The organism is Terasakiella sp. 4MB5A, from assembly GCF_050058155.1.
GTDB lineage: Bacteria > Pseudomonadota > Alphaproteobacteria > Rhodospirillales > Terasakiellaceae > Terasakiella > Terasakiella halodenitrificans.
Window position 1 is genome coordinate 1144253 of sequence record NZ_CP188815.1, and the last position, 21048, is coordinate 1165300.

Sequence of the window (21048 nt, forward strand, 5' to 3'; positions counted from 1 at the left end):
CCGATCTTTAAAAAAGAAATACATCCAAGAATAGGGAATTAAGAATATGAGCCTCGAGCTTTTTGAACGTCATAAAGAAAAACTGGATCAAGCCTGTGCCGCTGCACGTTCACGTGGATATTGGTCCGCTTATAAAGAAATGCCCAGTCCGCGTGTCTATGGTGAAACGGCGCAGGACGATGGGATCAAGGCTTTCCAATCTCATTTGGGCAAAGCCTTTGAAATCGACCAACCGCAGAACGGCACGACCAAAGGGTCAGAAGACGGCCCGTTCGGTGTGACGTTTGATATTGATTATCCGGCACCAGACGTCAATGCGATGATGACGGCAGCCAAAGCAGCAATGCCTGCATGGCGCAAACTAGGGCCGAAAGGGCGCGCCGGTGTGTGCATGGAAGTGTTGGAACGCCTGAATGCCAAAAGTTTCGAGATTGCGTTTTCCGTTATGCATACCACGGGCCAAGCCTTTATGATGGCCTTTCAGGCGGGTGGGGCACACGCACAGGACCGGGGACTGGAAGCCGTTGCCTATGGGTATGATGAAATGATGCGTCACCCAGAAACAGCGGATTGGGTCAAACCGCAAGGTAAGAACGATCCTTTGGAAATGAAAAAGAAATTTACCGCTGTCGGGCGGGGTGTTGCCTTGATGGTCGGTTGTGCGACTTTCCCGACATGGAATGGCTATCCCGGTTTGTTTGCTTCTTTGGTGACAGGGAATGCCGTCATTGTTAAACCGCACCCGCGCGCTGTCTTACCCTTGGCGATTACGGTTCGTGTTATTCGTGATGTGCTCAGCGAAGTGGGGATTGATCCCAATTTGGTTTGTCTGGCCGTGGATACGCTGGAAGCGCCGATCACGAAGGAATTTGCGACGCATCCCGATACCAAAATTATTGATTTCACCGGATCCAGTGAATTTGGCAACTGGTTGGAAGATAATTGTAAGCAAGCCCAAGTCTATACGGAGAAAGCCGGGGTGAATGCGATTATTATTGATGATTTTGACGACATCAAAGGGATTGCGCGCAATTTGTCTTTCACGTTCAGTCTATATTCCGGGCAAATGTGTACGACCCCGCAAAATATCTTCATCCCCAAAGACGGTATTGATGTAAATGGCGAAAAAATGAGCTTTGATGACGTTGCCAAAGCCATTGCCACAGGTGTTGAAAAATTCCTGTCTGTGCCTGAACGCGCGGTTGAGGTTCTGGGGACTATTCAGAACGAAGCTATCTTGGACCGTATGGAACAAGCCAAGGGATTGGGCGAGGTCGTTCTGGATACAACGCAAATTGATCACCCGATGTTCAAAGGCATTCAATGTCATACGCCGGTGATTGTGAAGTTGAAGGGGGCTGAGGTTGATAAATATAGCGAAGAACTGTTCGGTCCTATCGTGTTTGTGATTGCCACGGAAAGTACGACTGACAGTATCGAGAAAATGCGTCAAACAATTTCGGAACATGGTGCCATTACCTTGGGCATGTATTCCAAAAACGAAGATGTTGTTGCACAGGTGGAAGAGGCTGCGTTGGAGGCAGGCGTCAACCTGTCGATCAATTTGACGGGTGGGGTCTTTGTCAACCAGTCGGCGGCATTTTCAGATTTCCATGCGACCGGTGCGAACCCAGCAGCGAATGCGGCCCTGACGGATGGGAATTTTGTATCCGGGCGTTTCCGTGTGATGCAAAGCCGTCGTTAACAATTCTTTACTTCCCGAAAGAAGCGGGCTTCGGCATAAAAGTTGAAGTCCGCTTTTTTCTTTTGTGCTGCAGGAGTACCCTTAGATGTCCATGTCCCCGAAAGTTTACGAAATTGACGGTATTGTGCCGGTGATTGATGAAACCGCTTTTGTTCATCCTGATGCGGTTTTGATCGGGGATGTGATTGTTGGCCCTGGTGTTTATGTGGGGCCTGCCTGCTGTTTGCGTGGTGATTTTGGTCGTTTGATTTTGGAGGAAGGGTCCAATATTCAAGATACTTGCGTGATGCACGGTTTTCCCGGCACCGATACGGTGGTGAAGAAAAACGGTCACATCGGTCATGGGGCCGTCTTACATGGCTGTATTATTGGCGAAGATGCGCTGGTGGGTATGAATGCGGTGATTATGGATGGGGCCGAAATTGGGTCACAATGTATTGTGGCGGCTTCTGCCTTTGTGCGCGCCGGGCTGAAGTTTGACAAACGGTCCTTAATTGGCGGGGTCCCGGCCAAAGTAATGCGGCAAGTTACGGATGAAGAATTTGCATGGAAACGGGCCGGTACGAAGGAATATCAGGATTTGGCGATCCGTTCACTCAAAACCATGAAACCGGCAACGGCCTTGCGCGAAGTTGAAGAAAACCGCGCCCGTATGCCCAGCGGAAATGTGAAGCCTTTGTTTGAGACAAAGGGTGATTAAATATTTTGGCCAATAGGCTAAAGGTCACCGGATGGATCAAGACGCGTAAAACCCCGTGTAGGGGCAAAAGCTTTAATTTCAATTGGTCCCAAGTTTTTATGTTTGAACACCTTTAATGAAGGTCAAAGACGTGGCTTTTAACCTCGTCTTTCGTGGCGTGTAATAAAATGCCTTGATCTAGGGAGCACCAGTTGACGTCATCGTTATTGAGTGGTTCCGAAGCAATGAGGGTTGCTCCGTTCTGGGGACAGGTGAATAGGCTGGGGGCTTGTTCGTCGTTGGCAAAACGAATGGCGTAAATATCCTGTCCATTGCTGAGGCATGCGGTAAAGCGCAAAGGGTGTTCTGCCTTGAGCTGATCCATCATGTTTATGGTTTGACGCAGGGTTTTGCGCAAAGCATTAACCGGGTCTTGTTCTAAACCATTTTGAATCAAAAGTAGAAAAAGCAATTCACTGTCAGTCGCCCCCAAACGATGGGCAAAAAGGTTGGCATCGAGTGTCGTTTCCAAACCATGACGGACATCGCGGTAATTACCGATTTGTCCGTTATGCATAAACAGCCAGTTTTTATAGGCAAAGGGATGACAGTTTTCACGCGAGACAGGTGTTCCGGTCGAGGCGCGAACATGGGCAAAGAAAAGACCCGATTTGATCTGATGGGCCATAGATTTTAGATTACTGTCATTCCATGCAGGTAAAATATCGCGAAATAAGCCGGGTGTTTTGCGATCTCCGTACCATCCGACACCAAAACCGTCACCATTAATCGCGCTGAGGGATTTGCGCGCATGCAAACTTTGTTCAATCAAGGAGTTCTCTGTATCGAACAAAAGGCTATCCAGAAAAATCGGATCACCGCAATATGCAAGCCAACGACACATGGTTCCCTCTCTTTTAATTTTGATGGAGAGGACGCTATCATAAAACAGGGAGATTGTAGGTGTTTTTTATTCCGCATCCGGCTGGTTTTCAGGAACAGCTTTTTGAAAAGCATCCTGTTTTAGACAATTTTCATTGATGCGTGCAATTTTTGGGTAGGGGGTCATATCGACGTTAAAACGATGGGCGTTATAAACTTGGGGAACAAGACAGATATCGGCCAAACCCGGGGTGTCACCGTAACAAAACAGATCATCGCCCAGACGTTGTTCCAATGCATTGAACCCTTCAACGACCCAATGTTTGTACCATGCTGTTTTTGCGTCTTCTTCCACGCCGATTCGTTTTGCTAAATATTTCAATATACGCAAATTATTCACGGGGTGAATGTCGGCACTGATTATGTTGGCAAGTGATCGGACGTAAGCGCGTTCACGTGGACTTTTGGGGAGGAAGGGCGAGGCCGGGTAAGCCTCGTCCAGATATTCCAAAATTGCCATGGATTGTGTCAGAATATGGCCGTCGTCCAATTCCAGTGACGGTACGAATCCTTGTGCGTTTTTGGCTTTGTAGTCGGCTTGATGCTGTTGACCACCGTCTTTTACCAAATGCACACAAATATGTTCGTATGGCAGTTTTTTAAGGTTCAGCCCAATACGTACACGATAGCTAGCGGACGAACGCCAATAGTCATAAAGCTTCATCAATTTTTCACCACGGTTTGGTCAATGGTGCCAAAAATGGATTGTCCATTTTTATCCAGCATTTCAATACGGATCGTATCGCCAAATTTCATGAAGGGTGTTTTGGGGCTACCGTCTTCGATGGTTTCAATCATGCGGATTTCTGCGATACAGGAATAACCGACACCACCTTCTGAAATGGGTTTTCCTGGCCCGCCGTTCATTTTATTGGAAATGGTCCCTGATCCAATGATAGTACCTGCCCCAACATTGCGGGTCTTGCAAATATGGGAAACCAGTTTGGGGAAGGTAAAGGTCATATCGACGCCCGCATCCGGTTTGCCAAAGGCTTGCCCGTTTAAGGTGGATAGCAGAGGGAGGGATAGTTTTTCCCCGTCCCACGCATCGCCCAATTCATCCGGGGTGACGCAAACCGGGGAAAAGGCAGAGGCAGGTTTGGACTGGAAGAAACCAAACCCTTTGGCCAGTTCACCGGGGATAAGTCCGCGCAGGGAACAATCGTTTACCAACATCAACAGTTTGATATGGGGGGCGGCTTGTTCTGGTGTGGAAGACATGGGAACGTCATCGGTAATCACTGCGATTTCAGCCTCGAAATCCACACCCCATTCATCAGACGCCAGTGGAATATCATCGCGCGGGCCGATAAAGTCATCTGATCCTCCCTGATACATCAAAGGGTCTGTCCAGAAGCTATCCGGCAATTCTGCACCACGGGCTTTGCGCACCAGTTCCACATGGTTGACATAGGCTGAACCGTCTGCCCATTGGTAAGCACGTGGTAAAGGGGCCATGCATTCGGTCTGATCAAAGGCTTTTGTCTCTTTGATTTCGCCGGCATTTAATTGATCGGAAACCGCTTGTAGTTTTGGCGTGAGGTCAATCCAGTTATCAATAGCGGCTTGCAAGGTTCGGGCAATTTGGGGAACCGGCGTACAAAGCGTAAGGTCACGAGAGACAACGACCAGTTGACCGTCACGGCTTGCGTCTTTGAGCGTTGCGAGTTTCATGGGGATGATGTTCCTGATAATCGGGTCAAAGAAAAATAGTTTCTACTGATAATAATTTCATTTGAAACCATTTCAAGGAAAAAATGGCAAAACCTTGCAAAAAAAGCATGCTCATGGCTATAAATATGCGGGTTGAAGATAAAAAGGGGTTCCCATGTTACTCAGAGATGAAGACGACGACGATAAGCGCGACCTTATTCTGGATCAGTATTTGCCTTATCGTATGGCTGTCATTGCACATTTAATGAGTACGGGATTTTCTAAACGGTATTCAAAAGATTTTGATATGACGATCGGTGAATGGCGGGTTATGGCGAATCTCGGACATTTAGAGCCACAAAGCGGGCATGAGATCGGAGCGCACTCGCACTTGGATAAAGTTCAAATATCGCGGGCGGTTGCGCGTTTGGAGAAAAAAGGTTGGATACAGCGTGAAGGCGATACGGTTGATCGCCGCCGTAACCTGTTAACCCTGACTGCGGAAGGACGCCGGGTCTTTAATTCGATTGGGAAGATGGCTTTGGATTTCGAAGATGATGTTAGCGCATCTTTATCAACGGAAGAATATGCCGCGCTGGACAGAATTTTGCTGAAACTGTCCAAGCGGGCAGAAAGCCTGATTTAGCTGTTTTCTGACTTTGGGCAGGTCATGTCGCAAAAGTGCATGGCAGATAAGCCAATAGCGCAGAATAAAAAAGCTAGAAATAGCGGTACACCAACAAATGTGCTGCCGTAAAGCATGGGAAGCATAACAAGCCATGGTAAAATTAATTGAAAGGGCATAGGCCTATCTCCATTTAATTACTGTAAAAATTTTGCAGATTGTGCGCCAAGCTTGTCATGGTTTTCAAGTGCTAATTTGCGCAAAAACATCTTACTTGGTTTATATTTTACTTTCTAAGCACATAAAGCCTTAGAAAAATAAATCAAAATAAGCTAAACCTTATGTGAGGATAAACTAAAAAAACTGCGAACTCGGATGCCTATTGAAGCACAGAATACCAAAATTTTGGTGGTTGATGATGATTTGATTATGCGTAAGCTGGTCAGTGGTTTTTTATCTAAAAAAGGTTATAACACCGCAACTTGCAACAGTGCCGATGATGCACTGACTTATCTGGAAAATCATAAGGTTGACCTTGTAGTGCTTGATCATTTGATGGACCCAGGTATGAGTGGTCTTGAAATGTTGAAGCATTTGCGTGCGCAAGGAAGTCACGTTGCCGTTGTGATGTTGACGGGGGCAGAAGAACACAAAGTTATTATTGAAGCCATGCAGACCGGTGCACAGGATTTCATTTTAAAAACAGGCGGAAATGAATTTCTGTTAAAATTGGAACAAGGTGTAGAACGTGCGTTGCGGGTGTCGCTGCTGGAAAAACAAATGCGTGATGCCTATAAGGCATTGGAACATCAGGCAGAATTTTTGCAAACGGTGATTGATGCCGTACCGACCCCTATTTATTATAAGGACTGGGAAGGGCGTTACATCGGATGTAACAATGCGATGGCTGAATTTATTGAAACTTCTAAAGTGGACATCATTGGTAAGAAAGCCACCGAACTTTATGAAAGTGTGCTGGCAGAAACAGTCAGCAGACTGGATGACAATCTCTATGCACAAGGCGGGCATAGCTTGGAGGAATTATCTTTCACCCGTTCAGATGGCACCCGTCATATTTTATTACATAAAGCACGTTTTCAAGAACCCTGCGGGTCGATGGGACTTGTGGGGGCTGTTGTTGATATTACGGATCGCAAGCTGTATGAAAATGAATTGCGATTGGCACAAACCGTCTTTGAAACCACATCCGAAGCCATTGTTGTGACGGATGCGCAGAATCGTATTCAGGCGGTTAATCCGTCTTTTACGCATGTGACGGGATATACGGAAGATGAAGTTATCGGCCAGGATCCGGGATTTTTAAGCTCAGGGCGACAGGATAAATCATTCTATCACAAGATGTGGTTACAGTTATCGAAAACGGGCCATTGGCATGGGGAAATTTGGAACAGGCGAAAAAATGGCGACCTGTATGCGGAATGGTTATCGATTTCAGCTGTGCATAATGAAAATAATGAAATATCCCAATATGTGGCCGTTTTCAGTGATATTACTAAAAGGATCAAAGCCGAAGAACTGATCCGACATCAGGCCAATTACGATGCCTTGACCAATTTGCCGAACCGCAATTTATTTCTTGATCGCCTAAGTCGTTCAATGATGCGGGCGAAGCGCCATCAAACACAAGTGGCCCTTATGTTTTTGGATCTGGACCGTTTTAAAAGCGTGAACGATACATTGGGGCACAATATCGGTGATTTATTGCTTCAGGAAGCTGCTGTGCGGATCAGCACTTGTGTGCGAGAAACCGATACCGTATCGCGTTTGGGCGGAGATGAATTTACGGTCATTATTCCCGATTTGCACCAAGTGAACGATATCGAAAAAATTGCAAATAAAATTTTGTATCAATTGTCTCAGCCGTTTTCCTTGGGGGGCCATGAGATTTTTGTTTCCGGCAGTGTCGGTGTGACGGTCTTTCCTGATGATGGTCAGGATTTGGAGGTTCTGTTGCGAAATGCAGATACGGCCATGTATCGTGCCAAAGAAGGTGGGCGCAATGATTTTCGTTTCTTCACACAGGAAATGAATGCAGAAGCCCATGAGCAAATGATTCTGGAACGTGAAATCCGCAAAGCAATTGAGAAGGAAGAGTTCGTCGTCTATTACCAGCCTGTTGTTGATGTCAAACAAGGCTGTATCGTGTCTTGTGAAGCGTTGGTACGTTGGCAACATCCAATTAAAGGCCTGGTTGCCCCTGGTTATTTTATTGCGATTGCTGAGGAAACCGGCTTGATCGACGGGATTGGACGTCTTGTCCTTAAACAAGTCTGTCAGCAAATTCAAATTTGGCAAACTGACCCGGTAATGAAAGACATTCGGGTGGCGGTTAACCTCTCACCGCATCAATTACGCAATCGTCATTTGGTCCGTGATATACAAGAGATGTTGCAAAAATATAAGATTTCTGCACAAGCGATTGCATTTGAAATTACAGAAACATTGGTTATGCAGGACCCTGAGGGGACAGCGATTCTGTTAGATGATATTCAGGCATTGGGCATAAAAATATACCTGGATGATTTTGGTACCGGTTATTCGTCTTTGAATTATTTAAAACGTTTTTCTTTTGACGTTCTGAAAATTGATAGATCATTCATTATGGATGTTGAAGTTGATAGTGGTGATGCCGCCTTGGTTGAGGCCATTATCGTTATGGCCCATAAACTGGGGATCAAGGTTGTGGCAGAAGGTGTTGAAACGGAAAATCAACGTGAATTTGTCACACAACAGGAATGTGACCTTATTCAAGGGTTTTATTATAGCCGCCCTATAGATGCAGAGGAAATGTCCTCATTCTGTCATCTGAATTTTGCAAAGAATTAAGCAAGAAGGTTCGAAGAATGCCCCCTGTTTTTGATAAAGAATTTTGTGGAAAGCTTGATGATTTGTTTCGTTGGCGTAGGGATGTCCGACGGTTTAAAACAAATCTGTTGCCGCAAGGGATGCTGGATGAGTTGCTGGAAACCGCAACTTTGGCCCCATCGGTTGGAAATAGCCAGCCGTGGCGCTTTGTTGTTGTGGAAGACCGGATACGTCGTGAAAAGGTCCGCGATAATTTTGAAGCCTGTAACCGTGATGCCCTTCAGGATTACCAAGGGAAAGAGGCTGAAAATTATGCCAGTTTAAAGCTATCAGGTCTTGATCGGGCACCGGCCCATATTGCGGTTTTTTGCGATACCCAAACCGATATTGGTAAGGGGCTGGGGCAGAAAACCATGCCGGAAACATTGAAATATTCGGTTGTATCCAGCATTCAGACATTATGGCTTTCAGCACGCGCCAAAGGTGTGGGGTTGGGCTGGGTTTCGATTGTGGAACCGGAAACGATTAAGGGTATTTTGGATATTGATGAGCCAAGCTGGGATTTGGTTGCTTATCTGTGTATCGGTTACCCTGAAGAAGAGCACGAAATCCCTGAACTGGTCCGTTGTGGATGGCAGGATCGTTTGCCCTTAAGCCAGACTGTTATTCGTCGTTAGATCAATAATAGGTGTGATCTTCCGGTGGGTCGTCACGTTCTTGGGCAAGGCTGAAAATCCCCCAGCCCATACCAATACTACCAAATGTAACGGCCAAACCAGTAAACATCACAATCATAACCAGCCAGCCGTCGGAAGAAGCCGATATCATTGTCCAGAGTTTGCTGATGTCGTAATAAAGAAGCAAGGCACCAAAGAAAAAACCACCGCAGATCCCTGCCAACATATGTTTAAACAGGAAAATTAAGGTGGTTTGTGCAGTCCAGTGCAGGTCGCTCAGGGGGTTTCTCATACAGAGAAAATAAGCTTTCCACCCAAAGATTCAATCATTACTTTGATTTCTTCTAAACAAAGATCCACATCATCTTTGCGCAAGGCACGTACAACGAGGCTGACACCTGTCTTTCCTTCACGAAAATAAGGATAACTGCCAATTTCGATATCATGGAATCTATGTTGGATGTCTCCGAGTGGTCCGGCAATAAGACCTTCGCCCAAATCTGTGGAAATGGTTTTGGAGATGACCGGGGCAGCGCCTTTTAAACGGGATTTGAGGTTTTCGAACATGGCTTGTGCAATGCGCGGAACTCCCGCCAGAACAAAAACATTTTCAACCTGAAAACCAGGGGCTTTGCTGATGGGGTTTTCAATCAAAATGACATCACTGGGGGTATGCGCCATACGCAAACGTGCCTCATTCAGGTCTTCCGGCTTGTAATGGGTTTTGAGCATGGCAACCGCCTCTTCATTGCGAATAAGCGGGCGTTGGAATGCCTTGGCAATACAGGCGGCGGTGATATCGTCATGCGTCGGGCCGATGCCGCCTGTTGTGAAGACGTAGTCAAAGGTCGCACGCGCATAATTGACCGTATCGATAATGATCTTTTCATCATCGGGAATGACACGAGCTTCGCCAACCTGAATGCCAATCTCATTTAAGGCATTGGCAAGGAAGGCGAGGTTTGCATCGTGGGTTCGCCCTGATAAAACCTCGTTCCCAATAATCAAAATAAAGGCACGGACTTTATCAGACATGGTTTAGGATTTTTTCATCTTTTCATACATGCCTTCATAGGCCGTAATGAATTTTCCGATGGTATGGGAAATGGTGTCTTTGGTGTTATGGGAGGTGTCTTCACCTGTTTCACGCGCTTGCTGACGGGCAAAGAGAACGCGGTCCATCAAACCAAGAATGCCGTCGACGACACCTTGTAGCGGTTTGGCCAAGCTTTCTTTTTGTGATTCCAGGTAAGTTGACGCATTTGCGAAATCTTTTTCGTACTTGATCAAATGTAAAACCAAGATTGATTCAAAGAAATATTCCAGACAGTTTTTAAGAACGCGCGGTTCGCAAGGTTCTTTCAACAGCTTGATAATCTGTGTGGCATAGGCATTGGGGCGACGACCCATTTCCGGTACGGACAGCGGCAAGCGTCCTTCATCAAGTTTTTGTCCCATACAGGCGGTTTGTACTTCGTCCAACCCAATAGAGTTTTTGGTGTACAGCAGATTGAGGATCAGCATTTCAAAGAAGTTTTGATCATTGTTTTTGAAAGACTGTTCTAAACCGCGTGCGACAGCCCCTTTTGCTGTAGAGCCACCTTTTGCTTGTTCGGCAATTTGGATAATGCGCTCAACTTCTGATTGAAATAATTTTTCACGCATTTGCGACAAATAGCTGAGAATGGAAAAATTGAAGGTGCGAGGGAAGAAAATCTCGCCACGTGCTTCGGCGGCTTTGAAAATTTCCAAAACTTCTTCCCAAGCTTCTTTTTCTTTTTTCTTTGCACGCTTGGGGGCGGCTTGCGGTTTTTTTTCTTTGCCCAAAAGTTTGGAGAACAAACCGCCTTTTTTCTCTTTTACAGCGGTTTTCTTTGCGCCATCACTTTCGCCCGTATTGGCCCGTTTGGCGGCTTCCGCCTGTGAACTGCCCCAGCCCGAGAAACCAGATTCAACCACATCAAGAAGCGGACGTGATTTGTCACGCAGGACTTTACGGATTGTTTCTTCGTCGGCTTTTGGGTCGGTATCGTTATAGACGCGGCGTGCCAAAATATCCCGGCTATCGATGATCAGGGCTTTGATGGCATCTTCGATCAAGACGCTGAATTCAACAGTATAGAGGAAATGAGGCGGAATGCCGATATCCACTGTTGAGTGCCGTCCATACATATGAACACTGCGCAAAACGTCCAGCTTGGCATCGAAATGACGGACAACGGTTTGTATGCAGATTTTCTCAGCCAGTTCGTAAGGGAAATCTGGTTCTTTTTCTTCGAGAACAGTTTCTTCTTTGTCGATGGGGCTTCCTTTACCACCTGCGGCAATTGCTTTTGCTTTGGCTGCAGATTTTGCTTCTGCCGCCTTGCGTTTGGCTTCTTCGGCTTCGCGTTTTTTCTTTTCTTTTATTGCTTGAGACCGTTTGGGTAAATCTTCCAAACCGACCATGATTTCTTCGGCATGGCTGCGTACCAACCGGGTAAATTGACCGTCGCGGAACTCTTTACATTGTTCCATGACGCCAAGGACGAATTTCACCTGCTGAAGATAGGTGCCTTGCTGCAATGTATCCGGATTGCCTTCTTTGAGGACTTTCAGGACACGCAAAGCCGCACGATCAACCTGAGACATCATCGCCGCTTTACCCTCTTCAGGTTTGAGCGATGCTAACTCTTGCATGGCTGTCATCAGTTCGACTTTTTCAAAATCGCTTTGTTTCTCTTCAGACACGTTTAAAACCGTTGTTTTGTTCATTTACAGTTGTTGCCAAGAGTACGGACAAATTAGGCAAAAATCAACGCTTTGAACGCACAGGGATAGCAACATTCCTAAACTATAAGACAATAGTTAATAAATCGATACGAAAGATTACTTATTTTGCGTGTTTGCATTTTGGGGCAGGGGGAATAAGTCGTCCATCTTCAAGGTTTAAATGGCTTTTTGTCACTTTGCGTCGAAAATGGGGATCGTGAGAAATTACGATCATGGCCTGTGGTAAATTATTCAAAATTTCAACCAGGCGTTCTTGTGTGCTTTCATCCAGAGCATTGGTGGGTTCGTCCAGCAAAAGGATGTCGGGCTCCATTGCCAGAACGCAGGAGAGGCTGACAAGTCGTTTTTCGCCACCGGACAGGTTATGTGTGGCACGATCTCGTAAATGATCCAGCCGTAAATCCTGCAATGTTTTTTCAACGATAGCGAGGGCTTCGTCAATCGGTTTGCCGAGGTTCAACACACCAAAGGCAATGTCTTCGGCGACCGTAGGGCAAAATAATTGGTCATCAGGGTCTTGAAAAACCAGACCGATGCGGCGGCGTACATCTTTGAAATCACTTTCGATACGGCGTTCCTGATTGAAGGCGAAGACATGCCCTGCGGTTGGCTTGATCAACCCGACCATAATATGAAACAGCGTGCTTTTACCAGCACCGTTTGGCCCATTAATCGCTATACGTTCACCGGCGCTTAAGGAAAAGTCGATTCCATTTAAAACAGGTTTTTGAGTGGGATAGGAAAAATGGATGTTTGTTAGTTCGATGAGTTTATCCATAACGAATATCCAGAATGAAAAGGCCAAGGAGAAAAAGAAAAGAGACAAGACAGAAAAGACGATCCCGTCTTTGAAAATGGAATTCGCCCAAGAGATAGAATTTTCCCTGAAACCCCCGACATTTCATGGCCTCTAAAATACGTTCGGAGCGTTCAATACTGCGCACCAGCAACATGCCGAGCAAATATCCGATGGAACGATAGGTGTGCAGATTGTTGCCCGGTTGAAAACAACGTGCTTTCATCGCGACCCGTAGTCGGAAGTATTCCTGTTTAAGCACATCGATATAGCGCACGCTGAAAAGCATGAGATGAACCAAATTTTCTGGCACCCGCAAGCGATTAAGGGCATGCCCCAGAACAATGGCATCAATAGTCCCGACCAAGGCGAGTAAAGTCAGGACAACAGCATTGGCTTTTAAGGTAATTTCACAGGCTTTGTAAAACCCTTCCCACGTGGCTTCAAAACCAAACAGGGTAAACCAGACTTCCCCCGGTGTGGTAAAAGGCAGCATACAAAGGAGAAAAATAATAAAGCCATCCATTGTCATGACTTTTTTGATGGTTTCTCTGGCCGGTAGTTTTGCTGATAACATAAGGAAGAGACCGCAAAGTACCGCAATGGATAAGCTGATAAAACCCGTCAGGCTGACGACAACGCATGCAAAGATAAAAGAGGTAACGATACGGGCGCGGGGATCAAGGCGTAACATCCATGATGATCCACCTGCGCCCATATGCATGTTTGAGGAAGCCGGGCTCATTCCCCTTTCTTTTCCTTGCGTCTTGCGGCCATGTAAAAGGCAATTCCGGTTAACCCGAGGATATATCCAATCCCACCCAAGATCGTTTGAAGATCGTTCTTTTCTTTGTAGGAGGCGATCTCTTTTCTCAGGGGTTGAATTTCTTTACGCACAGCTTTGGCAACCAGTTTCTGGATGTCACTGGATACGTCAACCGGTTGATCTGTATTTTTAGACTGGGTTTGTATCGAGGCCTTTCCACCTTTTAAGTGGTCGGGCAATTCATCAACTTGCAGGATGAGTGTTGCCACATGTCCGGCGCCTAAGTTTGCACGAAATTTATGGGGAATAGCTTTGGTCGGGGTAAAACGGAATAAACCTTCTTGCCCGATTTTTGTTTCCCCCAAGAGATTATCGTCAAGATCGAAGACTTCGACTGCTGTGCCTTCCAAAGCAACGTCACCGTTGGATAGACCTACTTCACCTTCGATATCCGCCCCATCTGTCCAGGCAGAGGCAACAACCTTGTGGGCATCAGCAGGCGTTGTAAAAGCAAGCAGGACGATCAGTATGAGAAACTTACGCATGACGGATCTCCGTCAGGGGAAGAAAGCTGTCAAATAGTTCAGGTTTGACACGATGGATCAGGGACACCGCGCAGGCACAGAGGAAGCCTTCAATTGCCATAACAGGTGTATGGGCCAAGACGACCAGTTTGGCTGCTGGGATAAATGCTTCTCCGGTAAAGGCCAAGGCAATGGTGACCAGTACGGCGGTCAGGGCAATTGACGCACCTCCGGCAAGGGCACCCCAAAACATGGCGACTTTCTTGCTTGAATGACGAATGCCTGTGCGACAAACGTAATGCATCAATACGGCAGGTAAGGCAATTGCAACGGTATTGACACCCAAAACCGTGACGCCACCGTATCCAAAAAACAGGGCTTGTAGCAATAAACCGACGAAAAGGGCCGGAAATGCTGTCCATCCCAATATCAATCCTGCCAAGCCATTCATAATCAAATGGACGGAGCTGGGGCCGATGGGCACATGGATGAGGGAGGCGACGAAGAACGTCGCCGCCATGATCCCGGCAGCCGGGATTTTTTCCATATCCATTTTCTTTAACCCAAGGGCAATGCCGCCAACGGCAAGGATAGCACCGGCAATGACCACATCGTTGGAAAGGGCACCATCTACGATATGCATCTTTTAATCCTCCAACGTGTGGGCTTTGATCCATAAAACGGCGTCTTGTGAGAGTTCTTTAGCGTTAAATTCACTATCCGGGCCGGACCCTAAAGCCGCAAAACCCCAATAACCGGCTTTGGGAATACCGAAACTGAATTTCCCTTGGGCGTCGGTTAGGGCCACAATCGCCCCGCCGGGAACTTCGCGGGCTTTTTCGTTTTGCGGTTTGTTGGCGTTCATATCCGGTTCTGCGATCATATGTTCGATTTCGATTTCAACGCCGGGAGCAGGTTGCCCATCTTTCAAAAGAATACCGGAAAAAGTCGATCCAACCAGTGCGCCATAGGGTTTACTGAGTGGGACAATTTCGGTTTTCAGACCCAGCGGTTCAGACCAATCGGTCGGCACGTCGCCTTTGTTAATGACCACTTTGGTGATTTGCTGGATGTAGATATCTTCACTTTCTTCGTAATAAGGGGTAGGGACGGTGACGAGAGCATAATCTCCGTTTCGTTTCAGAGTGATAGAGGCATCATAGGCAGCAGCCTCATTGGACAGACCCTTAAATGTGATGGGTTTTAAGGTTGGTTTCAGGTCGGTCTTTTTACCTTTGAAAACGGAATAAAACTCAATAGGTTCGCCCATTGCCATCGCATGACCATTGGACATGGGATGCCAGAAAACTAATTTTAACGGTACGTCACCTGCTTTTTTGATATTGATTTCAGGTGTGTAGATAAGTTGGAAATGAGCGTTGGCCTGTTGTGCCATGCTCAGAATGCCCACCATAGCGGCAGTGAAAATAGATTTACGCAACAATGTTGATCCCCTCGATCAGAGAAATAAATGTCAGGATCAAGCGGTTGGAAAGAGAAGATACAGGTTGGAAAAAGACATCCCCGTGAGCTCCCCGCTCGATCGTCGTATATATGGCAGGTATCCTGGCTCGCGCTTTTTCGCCCCGTCTCCCTTCCCGGCCATTTTACCAGTGGGCTATCAGACGGCACATTTGCGCTTACAGTTGCGGGGGCAGCCACGGTTTCGATCCCTGATGGGTACGTCTCACCGTGTTCCCTTTTAATCTCCTAGACTCTTGCCTTCGGAGAACCATATTGTTTTTTAAGCGAATATACTCGATCCGGTCAAGTATATAAGTTGCCAGAACAGGGAGAAGGTAAATCCGTCTCCCTGCTTGAAGGTTTAAAATTCTACGGCAAGCTTGGCTGTTGTTGTATGACCGTCTTTGCCAGTTCCCCCTTCGGAAACGTTATAATCTTCATCAGCAAGATATTCTAACGTCAGTGATGTTTGATCATAGATCCCGACTGTGACTGCGCCACCAAGGCGTGTTTCAGGTAAGGAAAGGGCCAAGGCTTCGTCTGTTCCCTGATAGGTGGCGGCAAAGGTTGTTTCTTTACCTAGGATATCCATCGTGTAGGAAATTTCTGTATTCCAGGCAACAGGTTGTGCACCTTGACCATTAAAGGCAAGCTCGCCAGTTTGAAAGTTATCGGTTGCTTTGACGTAGCCCACTGATGCGCTCACGCCGTTTAGACTGAGGGAACCGTAAAGACTTATTGCGCCAACGTAATCGTCTAAGGCCGTTGCGCCTGTGAGCTTGTTATTGATGCCATCTGAATCTGCAATGTTGTTAAGATAGGCAGCGCCAATGCTGTAAAGGAGCCCATCTTCCTCACCGTTTATTCCAGCGTTAATACCGTATTGGTCGATATTGTTGCCTTTTCCTGATTTTTGCGTATCGCCATTAAAGGCAAACGCTTCGATGCTGAAACCGTTATAGGTTGCACCGACGAGAATTGCATTTTCCTTTGTTTCCCCCAGGTTTTTGGTAAGAGGGTCGCTGCTCATGGCGGTATCGTAATTGCCGAACGGCATGACCCATTTTCCGACGGTTGTATAAAGGGGAAAGGCTTCAGTGTTGGCAATTTCGATTGTGGCTTCATCAAGTGTGATATTGTTTGAACCATCTTCGTAAAGTGCAACGATATTGGTTGTTACATATTCATGTGGCTTTGCGGAAAAAGTAAGTTCGACTTTGGCCAGTGATAAATCGCTGGTGTCGGTGTCTGTGAAATCCTGAGTTTCCGTGGCTTCAAGTTCCAGTGTTCCACCAATTTGTACGGTATCCAAGAATGCAGGTTTTGCGGCTGCTTCTGTGGCTTTAGCCGTTGCGGTTTCTGCCTGTTTTTGAGTTTGTTTCAACATGGCCTGCAATTCGTCAAGCTGGCGTTGTTGTTGTTTCAACATAGATAGCAATTCTTCACGGCTGGGGGCTTGTTTTGCTGCGTGAACGTGAGCAGAAGAGAAGGCGAGTATAGAAGCCGCAGTCAAGAAAAGGGCAGTTCTTTGTACTTTGTTGGACATAGTCGTTGATCCCCACGATCTAAAATGAGCAAGCAGGGATAAGGGAAAGATGAAATTGTTGCACATAACAACGATAACAGCCAACCAATGAGCATCCCCGCTCAGTTAATAGGTTTGTGTTATGGCAGGTTTCCTGGCTTACGCTTTTTCGCCCCGTCTCCCTTCCCGGCCATTTTACCAGTGGGCTATCAGACGGCACATTTGCGCTTACAGTTGCGGGGGCAGCCACGGTTTCGATCCCTGATGGGTACGTCTCACCGTGTTCCCTTTTAATCTCCTAGACGTTTGTCTTGAGAGAACCATGACGGTCTTTTATGTCGAATTTGTTTTGTGAGTCAACAATTCTGTTTTTCGATAGGATTTTATTGGTGCAATTTTAGAAACAATCACTTTCATTTTGCGTTCTTTTTGTTGTGCAAAGAACAGATTATCTTGCCGGGAGTAACAATTCATCCCTCATCAGCAAGGATATCTATCGATGAAAAAACTTTTGCTCGCTTCTGTATTTGCTCTTGGTCTCGGTGTTTCTGCCGCACAAGCGGAGCCAATGGAATATGCATTTGATACCAATCACACCTCAATTGAATTTTATGTCAATCATATGGGTTTTTCCAATTTTCAAGGTGAGTTTCAGACCTTTGACGGCACACTTGTTTTTGATGAAGCCAAGCCACAAGACAGCCGTGTTGAGGTTGTGATTGATGCAAACAGCATTGACACCGATGTTGCCGCGTTGGACAAGCATTTAAAATCCGCTGACTTTTTTGATGTTGCGAAGTTTCCGAACCTGACGTTTAAAAGTAAATCTATTGAAATCACGGGTGAGAAAACCGGGATTATCACAGGTGATCTCACCATGCACGGTGTGACTAAAGAAGTTGCTTTAAAGGTGACTTTGAACAAAGCGGCCCCGAACCCGATGACGAAAAAGGCAGCCGTTGGTTTTTCTGCGACAGCGACTTTGCAGCGTTCTGATTTTGGCATTTCCACTTATGTCCCGGCCGTTGGTGATGAAGTGACAATTCGTATCGAAACTGAAGCGCAAGCAAAATAACGCTTAAATAAGGATTACCGTCATGTCATTGCGTAATAGCAGCACGTCTTACGGATGGATTGCCAAGTTCTTTCACTGGAGCATGGTTCTCGGCTTTTTGATTATGTTTCCGCTTGGTTATTATATGACCGGATTGCCGTTAGGGCCGGATATGTTTGAAAAAATTGCCTTGCATAAATCCATCGGAGCCATTGTTCTATTCCTTGCTGTGCTGCGACTGGCATGGCGGGTGATCAATCCAACACCTGAATTGCCCGTTGAAATGACGTGGTTTGAACGTCTAGGGGCACATGGGGTGCATATTGCCCTGTATGGAGTGATGTTTGTCATGCCGCTAAGCGGATGGGCCATGAGTTCTGCCGCCAATTTCCCTTTGTCCGTATTTGGCTGGTTTACGTTGCCTGCATTGATGGAACCGTCCAAGGAAGCTGTTGATTTCTTAAAAGATTTTCACGAAGTTATGGCAGTTTTGATCCTTGTACTAATTGCCTTGCATGTTGGCGCTGCGCTTAAACATCATTTTATTAATCGTGATGATGTCTTGAAACGTATGTTGACGGTTGTGGCGGTGTTTTTGATCGCAAGCCCGGCTTTTGCAACGGATTGGTCGGTTAATAAGGACAGCAGCAAGCTTGGGTTTATCGCTACGCAGACCGGGGCAGAGTTTGAAGGGGCTTTTAAGTCGTTTACCTCGACTATTTCGTTTGATCCCAATAACCTTGAAGATAGTCATGTCGAAATCATCATTGATATCGACAGTGTGGATACCCAAAGTGCGGATCGTGATAACCAGATCGTCAGTGCAGATTGGTTCGATGCGACCGCTCATCCCAAGGCGATTTTTAAAACGATACAAATTTTGAAAAATGGGAACGTAGGCTATATCGCCAAAGCAAGTCTGAATATGCGCGGTATAATCAAGGAAGTTGACCTGCCCTTCAATGTTGAAATGAATGCCGATCAGGCGCATGCCACAGGTGAATTGGCAATTCAGCGTAATGATTTTGGGATCGGGCAGGGGCAATGGGTTGCAACAACGGTTGTCGGGGATGATGTACGCATTTTCTTTGACTTGAAGGCAGATAAAAAATAGGGTGCCGCACAACTTAATCATTTGAATGCGAGATGTGCGATCATGGCGACGAACAAGCCCGAAAAATATATTGGTGATGCTGGTGTTGCCAAATTTCTTGAACAGTACAAAAGCCAAGTCCCCTTTCATGTGGTTCGCATGCGTGTATTGGGGGCATTGGCCAGTCCGAATAAGGATTTGTTACCTGTCATGGTGATCGCCAGCTTTTGGGGTGAAAATGACTTCCCCAAGTTTGTTAAAAAGGCGGAAAGTGAAAGCTTTTTTGCAACGTTTATGGGCTTGTGGCGACGTATTGAAAAAATGGCAATTGCGCGCAACCCCTTACTGAGTGCGCGCGGTAAACTTGCGACGCTGGATGCTGCAAAAGAACTGCTTTTACGTCGTGTAGAAGAACTGGATGCAGGCTTTATCGAAGGGTTCTGGGGCGGTGAAGACGATATGAAAATGGCGTCTGCCACCGCTGCTTTGATTGATGGTCTGGGCGAAGAGGCCGAAGGATTTAGTGTGCTTTTACAAGATGTGGAAAACTGGTCTGATTACACACTGGCGATGCGTGAAGCTTTACTGGAAGAAATTTCCGAGCGTGACGCCTTGATCGAAGATGCCATATTGGCCTTGTTGGTTTTGAAAGACAAAGCCAAAGAAACAGTTCATTAATCTTGAAATTCGAGAATCACTTCCCATATGCTTAAGGTTATAGTGGGGTGATAGGCAGGGACACCGATCAAGAGGGTGGTGTCATGCTCAGTCCGCAGGTGGCAAAAGCCAAAGTAGGATATGCTGTTACGGATCAATCCCGGCGACCGGGGCAGGTGCGTGCGCTTGTCGTGTGCAAATACGAAAAATTCAGAAGTGAAATTGTTTCCGCTTTGGACCGTAGTTTTGAGGTGGATTATTATGCCTCACCCGCTGCGGCGATGGCCGGGCTTATGGCGGCGAAAACGCCGGGTCTCATTGTGATGGATTATGATCTGGTCATTCGAGGGTCACGCGATTTTATGAGAATGAAGCTGGAAAGTGATCATTTGCGTGATATTCCCTTTTTGATTACGGGTCGGGTTCCAACGGAAACATTTAATGAAACGGTGCGTATGTTGTGTCCGGTTTCCTATCTGCGCCGTCCGTTTATGAAATCGGCTTTGCATGATGAAGCCGGAAAATTAGTTGATCGATTGTTAGAGGCCAGTTGGCGGAGCTTACCGGCCCGTCAGCGCGAAGCGTTGGAAACATCGTTGGGGCATTTTCGCGGTACCACCCACCGCGTACGCCGTGGAAATCCATTGAATATCCACGATACCAAAGAATGCTGTTTCCCCTTGATGGAAGAGGTGCTGGACGGGCAGGTTGCGGACTTGATTGCCCATGTGAAAGATCATCATAATTATACTTATGTTCATTGTGTAAAAGTATCGAGCTTGATGTGCCTTATGGCGCATGCCATCGGGATCAGCGGGCACGAATTGTTAACGGTTGCGGCGGCAGGTTTGTTGATGGATGTGGGCAAACTGGCGGTATCGCAGGAGTTGCTCAATTCGCCGGATCCGCTGTCACGGGACGAACTAAAACAGTTAAAAAAACATGTGATACATTCCCATGATATTTTGAATCGTAGTGAAAATATCAGCGAAGGCATTCGTGTGATTGCCGAACAACACCATGAGAAATTGGATGGAAGCGGCTATCCCAAGGGATTGACTGGACGGGATTTAAATGAATTGGCGCGACTGGCTACGATTGTAGATATCTTCTGCGCCTTGACGGATAAACGCCCGTATAAGCCGGAATTCAGTTGTGAAAGTGCGATCAAGGTATTGGAAACACTGGAGGGGAAAGTCGATCCCTTCCTTCTGGCATTATTTAAAGAAATCATTATGGATGTGTATCGCCCAGAGAACCCGAGCATTCATTAAGAAAAGCACGGGTTCT

Annotated in this window: 21 protein-coding genes and 2 riboswitches; of the genes, 9 read left to right on the forward strand and 12 right to left on the reverse strand. The window is 46.5% G+C overall.

Going from position 1 to position 21048, the window contains the following annotated elements:
- Positions 1-46 precede the first annotated feature (46 nt).
- Complete coding sequence (paaN, locus tag ACI0FF_RS05450) at positions 47-1705, forward strand: phenylacetic acid degradation protein PaaN (protein ID WP_419799113.1); 1659 nt, start codon at positions 47-49, stop codon at positions 1703-1705.
- Positions 1706-1790: 85 nt separating this feature from the next.
- Positions 1791-2405, forward strand: coding sequence for a phenylacetic acid degradation protein PaaY (locus ACI0FF_RS05455; protein WP_419799114.1), 615 nt, complete (start codon positions 1791-1793; stop codon positions 2403-2405).
- A gap of 112 nt (positions 2406-2517) precedes the next feature.
- On the opposite strand, the gene ACI0FF_RS05460 is transcribed toward ACI0FF_RS05455, so the two are convergent.
- From ACI0FF_RS05460 to ACI0FF_RS05470, 3 genes are all read right to left on the reverse strand, one after another.
- Positions 2518-3288, reverse strand: coding sequence for a class II glutamine amidotransferase (locus ACI0FF_RS05460; protein ID WP_419799115.1), 771 nt, complete (start codon positions 3286-3288; stop codon positions 2518-2520).
- Between the two features lie 66 nt (positions 3289-3354).
- Positions 3355-3990 (reverse strand): maleylacetoacetate isomerase, encoded by a 636-nt coding sequence (gene maiA / locus ACI0FF_RS05465; protein WP_419799116.1) that lies wholly within the window; start codon positions 3988-3990, stop codon positions 3355-3357.
- A complete protein-coding gene (locus ACI0FF_RS05470) occupies positions 3990-5000 on the reverse strand; it encodes a fumarylacetoacetate hydrolase family protein (protein ID WP_419799117.1) in 1011 nt (336 codons plus the stop codon). The genes maiA and ACI0FF_RS05470 overlap by 1 nt, the downstream gene beginning before the upstream one ends.
- Positions 5001-5154: 154 nt before the next feature.
- Between ACI0FF_RS05470 and ACI0FF_RS05475 the strand changes: the two genes are divergently transcribed.
- The 3 genes from ACI0FF_RS05475 (at position 5155) to bluB (ending at position 9107) form a co-directional block, all read left to right on the forward strand.
- Positions 5155-5625: a MarR family winged helix-turn-helix transcriptional regulator gene (locus ACI0FF_RS05475; protein WP_419799118.1), complete on the forward strand. Its 471-nt coding sequence runs from the start codon at positions 5155-5157 to the stop codon at positions 5623-5625.
- A 354-nt stretch (positions 5626-5979) separates the two neighbouring features.
- The gene (locus ACI0FF_RS05480; RefSeq protein WP_419799119.1) at positions 5980-8451 is read left to right on the forward strand and encodes an EAL domain-containing protein; all 2472 of its coding nucleotides are present in this window, start codon (positions 5980-5982) and stop codon (positions 8449-8451) included.
- 17 nt (positions 8452-8468) lie between these two features.
- Positions 8469-9107 (forward strand): 5,6-dimethylbenzimidazole synthase, encoded by a 639-nt coding sequence (bluB, locus tag ACI0FF_RS05485; protein ID WP_419799120.1) that lies wholly within the window; start codon positions 8469-8471, stop codon positions 9105-9107.
- Position 9108: 1 nt separating this feature from the next.
- Here the strand turns inward: bluB and ACI0FF_RS05490 are convergent, their stop codons facing one another.
- The 9 genes from ACI0FF_RS05490 to ACI0FF_RS05530 form a co-directional block, all read right to left on the reverse strand.
- Complete coding sequence (locus ACI0FF_RS05490; RefSeq protein WP_419799121.1) at positions 9109-9399, reverse strand: hypothetical protein; 291 nt, start codon at positions 9397-9399, stop codon at positions 9109-9111.
- A complete protein-coding gene (locus ACI0FF_RS05495) occupies positions 9396-10142 on the reverse strand; it encodes a competence/damage-inducible protein A (protein ID WP_419799122.1) in 747 nt (248 codons plus the stop codon). Before ACI0FF_RS05495 ends, ACI0FF_RS05490 begins: the two co-directional genes overlap by 4 nt.
- A 3-nt stretch (positions 10143-10145) precedes the next feature.
- Positions 10146-11837: a hypothetical protein gene (locus ACI0FF_RS05500; protein WP_419799123.1), complete on the reverse strand. Its 1692-nt coding sequence runs from the start codon at positions 11835-11837 to the stop codon at positions 10146-10148.
- Between the two features lie 142 nt (positions 11838-11979).
- The gene (locus ACI0FF_RS05505; RefSeq protein ID WP_419799124.1) at positions 11980-12657 is read right to left on the reverse strand and encodes an energy-coupling factor ABC transporter ATP-binding protein; all 678 of its coding nucleotides are present in this window, start codon (positions 12655-12657) and stop codon (positions 11980-11982) included.
- Positions 12650-13420 (reverse strand): cobalt ECF transporter T component CbiQ, encoded by a 771-nt coding sequence (gene cbiQ / locus ACI0FF_RS05510; protein ID WP_419799125.1) that lies wholly within the window; start codon positions 13418-13420, stop codon positions 12650-12652. The genes ACI0FF_RS05505 and cbiQ overlap by 8 nt, the downstream gene beginning before the upstream one ends.
- Entirely contained in the window at positions 13417-13986 is a 570-nt protein-coding gene (locus ACI0FF_RS05515; protein ID WP_419799126.1) for a cobalt ABC transporter permease, read from the reverse strand. The genes cbiQ and ACI0FF_RS05515 overlap by 4 nt, the downstream gene beginning before the upstream one ends.
- Positions 13979-14608: a cobalt transporter CbiM gene (cbiM, locus tag ACI0FF_RS05520; protein ID WP_419799127.1), complete on the reverse strand. Its 630-nt coding sequence runs from the start codon at positions 14606-14608 to the stop codon at positions 13979-13981. Before cbiM ends, ACI0FF_RS05515 begins: the two co-directional genes overlap by 8 nt.
- A 3-nt stretch (positions 14609-14611) precedes the next feature.
- Positions 14612-15406: a DUF4198 domain-containing protein gene (locus ACI0FF_RS05525; protein ID WP_419799128.1), complete on the reverse strand. Its 795-nt coding sequence runs from the start codon at positions 15404-15406 to the stop codon at positions 14612-14614.
- 98 nt (positions 15407-15504) lie between these two features.
- Positions 15505-15717: riboswitch (cobalamin riboswitch) on the reverse strand.
- A gap of 73 nt (positions 15718-15790) precedes the next feature.
- Positions 15791-16975 carry an LbtU family siderophore porin gene (locus ACI0FF_RS05530; protein WP_419799129.1) on the reverse strand — a complete coding sequence of 395 codons (1185 nt, stop codon included), beginning with the start codon at positions 16973-16975 and terminating at the stop codon, positions 15791-15793.
- Between the two features lie 106 nt (positions 16976-17081).
- Positions 17082-17294, reverse strand: a riboswitch (cobalamin riboswitch).
- A 159-nt stretch (positions 17295-17453) separates the two neighbouring features.
- Between ACI0FF_RS05530 and ACI0FF_RS05535 the strand changes: the two genes are divergently transcribed.
- From ACI0FF_RS05535 to ACI0FF_RS05550, 4 genes are all read left to right on the forward strand, one after another.
- Positions 17454-18029: a YceI family protein gene (locus ACI0FF_RS05535; RefSeq protein ID WP_419799130.1), complete on the forward strand. Its 576-nt coding sequence runs from the start codon at positions 17454-17456 to the stop codon at positions 18027-18029.
- 22 nt (positions 18030-18051) lie between these two features.
- The gene (locus ACI0FF_RS05540) at positions 18052-19122 is read left to right on the forward strand and encodes a cytochrome b/b6 domain-containing protein (RefSeq protein WP_419799131.1); all 1071 of its coding nucleotides are present in this window, start codon (positions 18052-18054) and stop codon (positions 19120-19122) included.
- A 42-nt stretch (positions 19123-19164) separates the two neighbouring features.
- A complete protein-coding gene (locus ACI0FF_RS05545) occupies positions 19165-19779 on the forward strand; it encodes a hypothetical protein (RefSeq protein ID WP_419799132.1) in 615 nt (204 codons plus the stop codon).
- A gap of 83 nt (positions 19780-19862) precedes the next feature.
- The gene (locus tag ACI0FF_RS05550) at positions 19863-21032 is read left to right on the forward strand and encodes an HD-GYP domain-containing protein (RefSeq protein WP_419799133.1); all 1170 of its coding nucleotides are present in this window, start codon (positions 19863-19865) and stop codon (positions 21030-21032) included.
- Positions 21033-21048 lie beyond the last annotated feature (16 nt).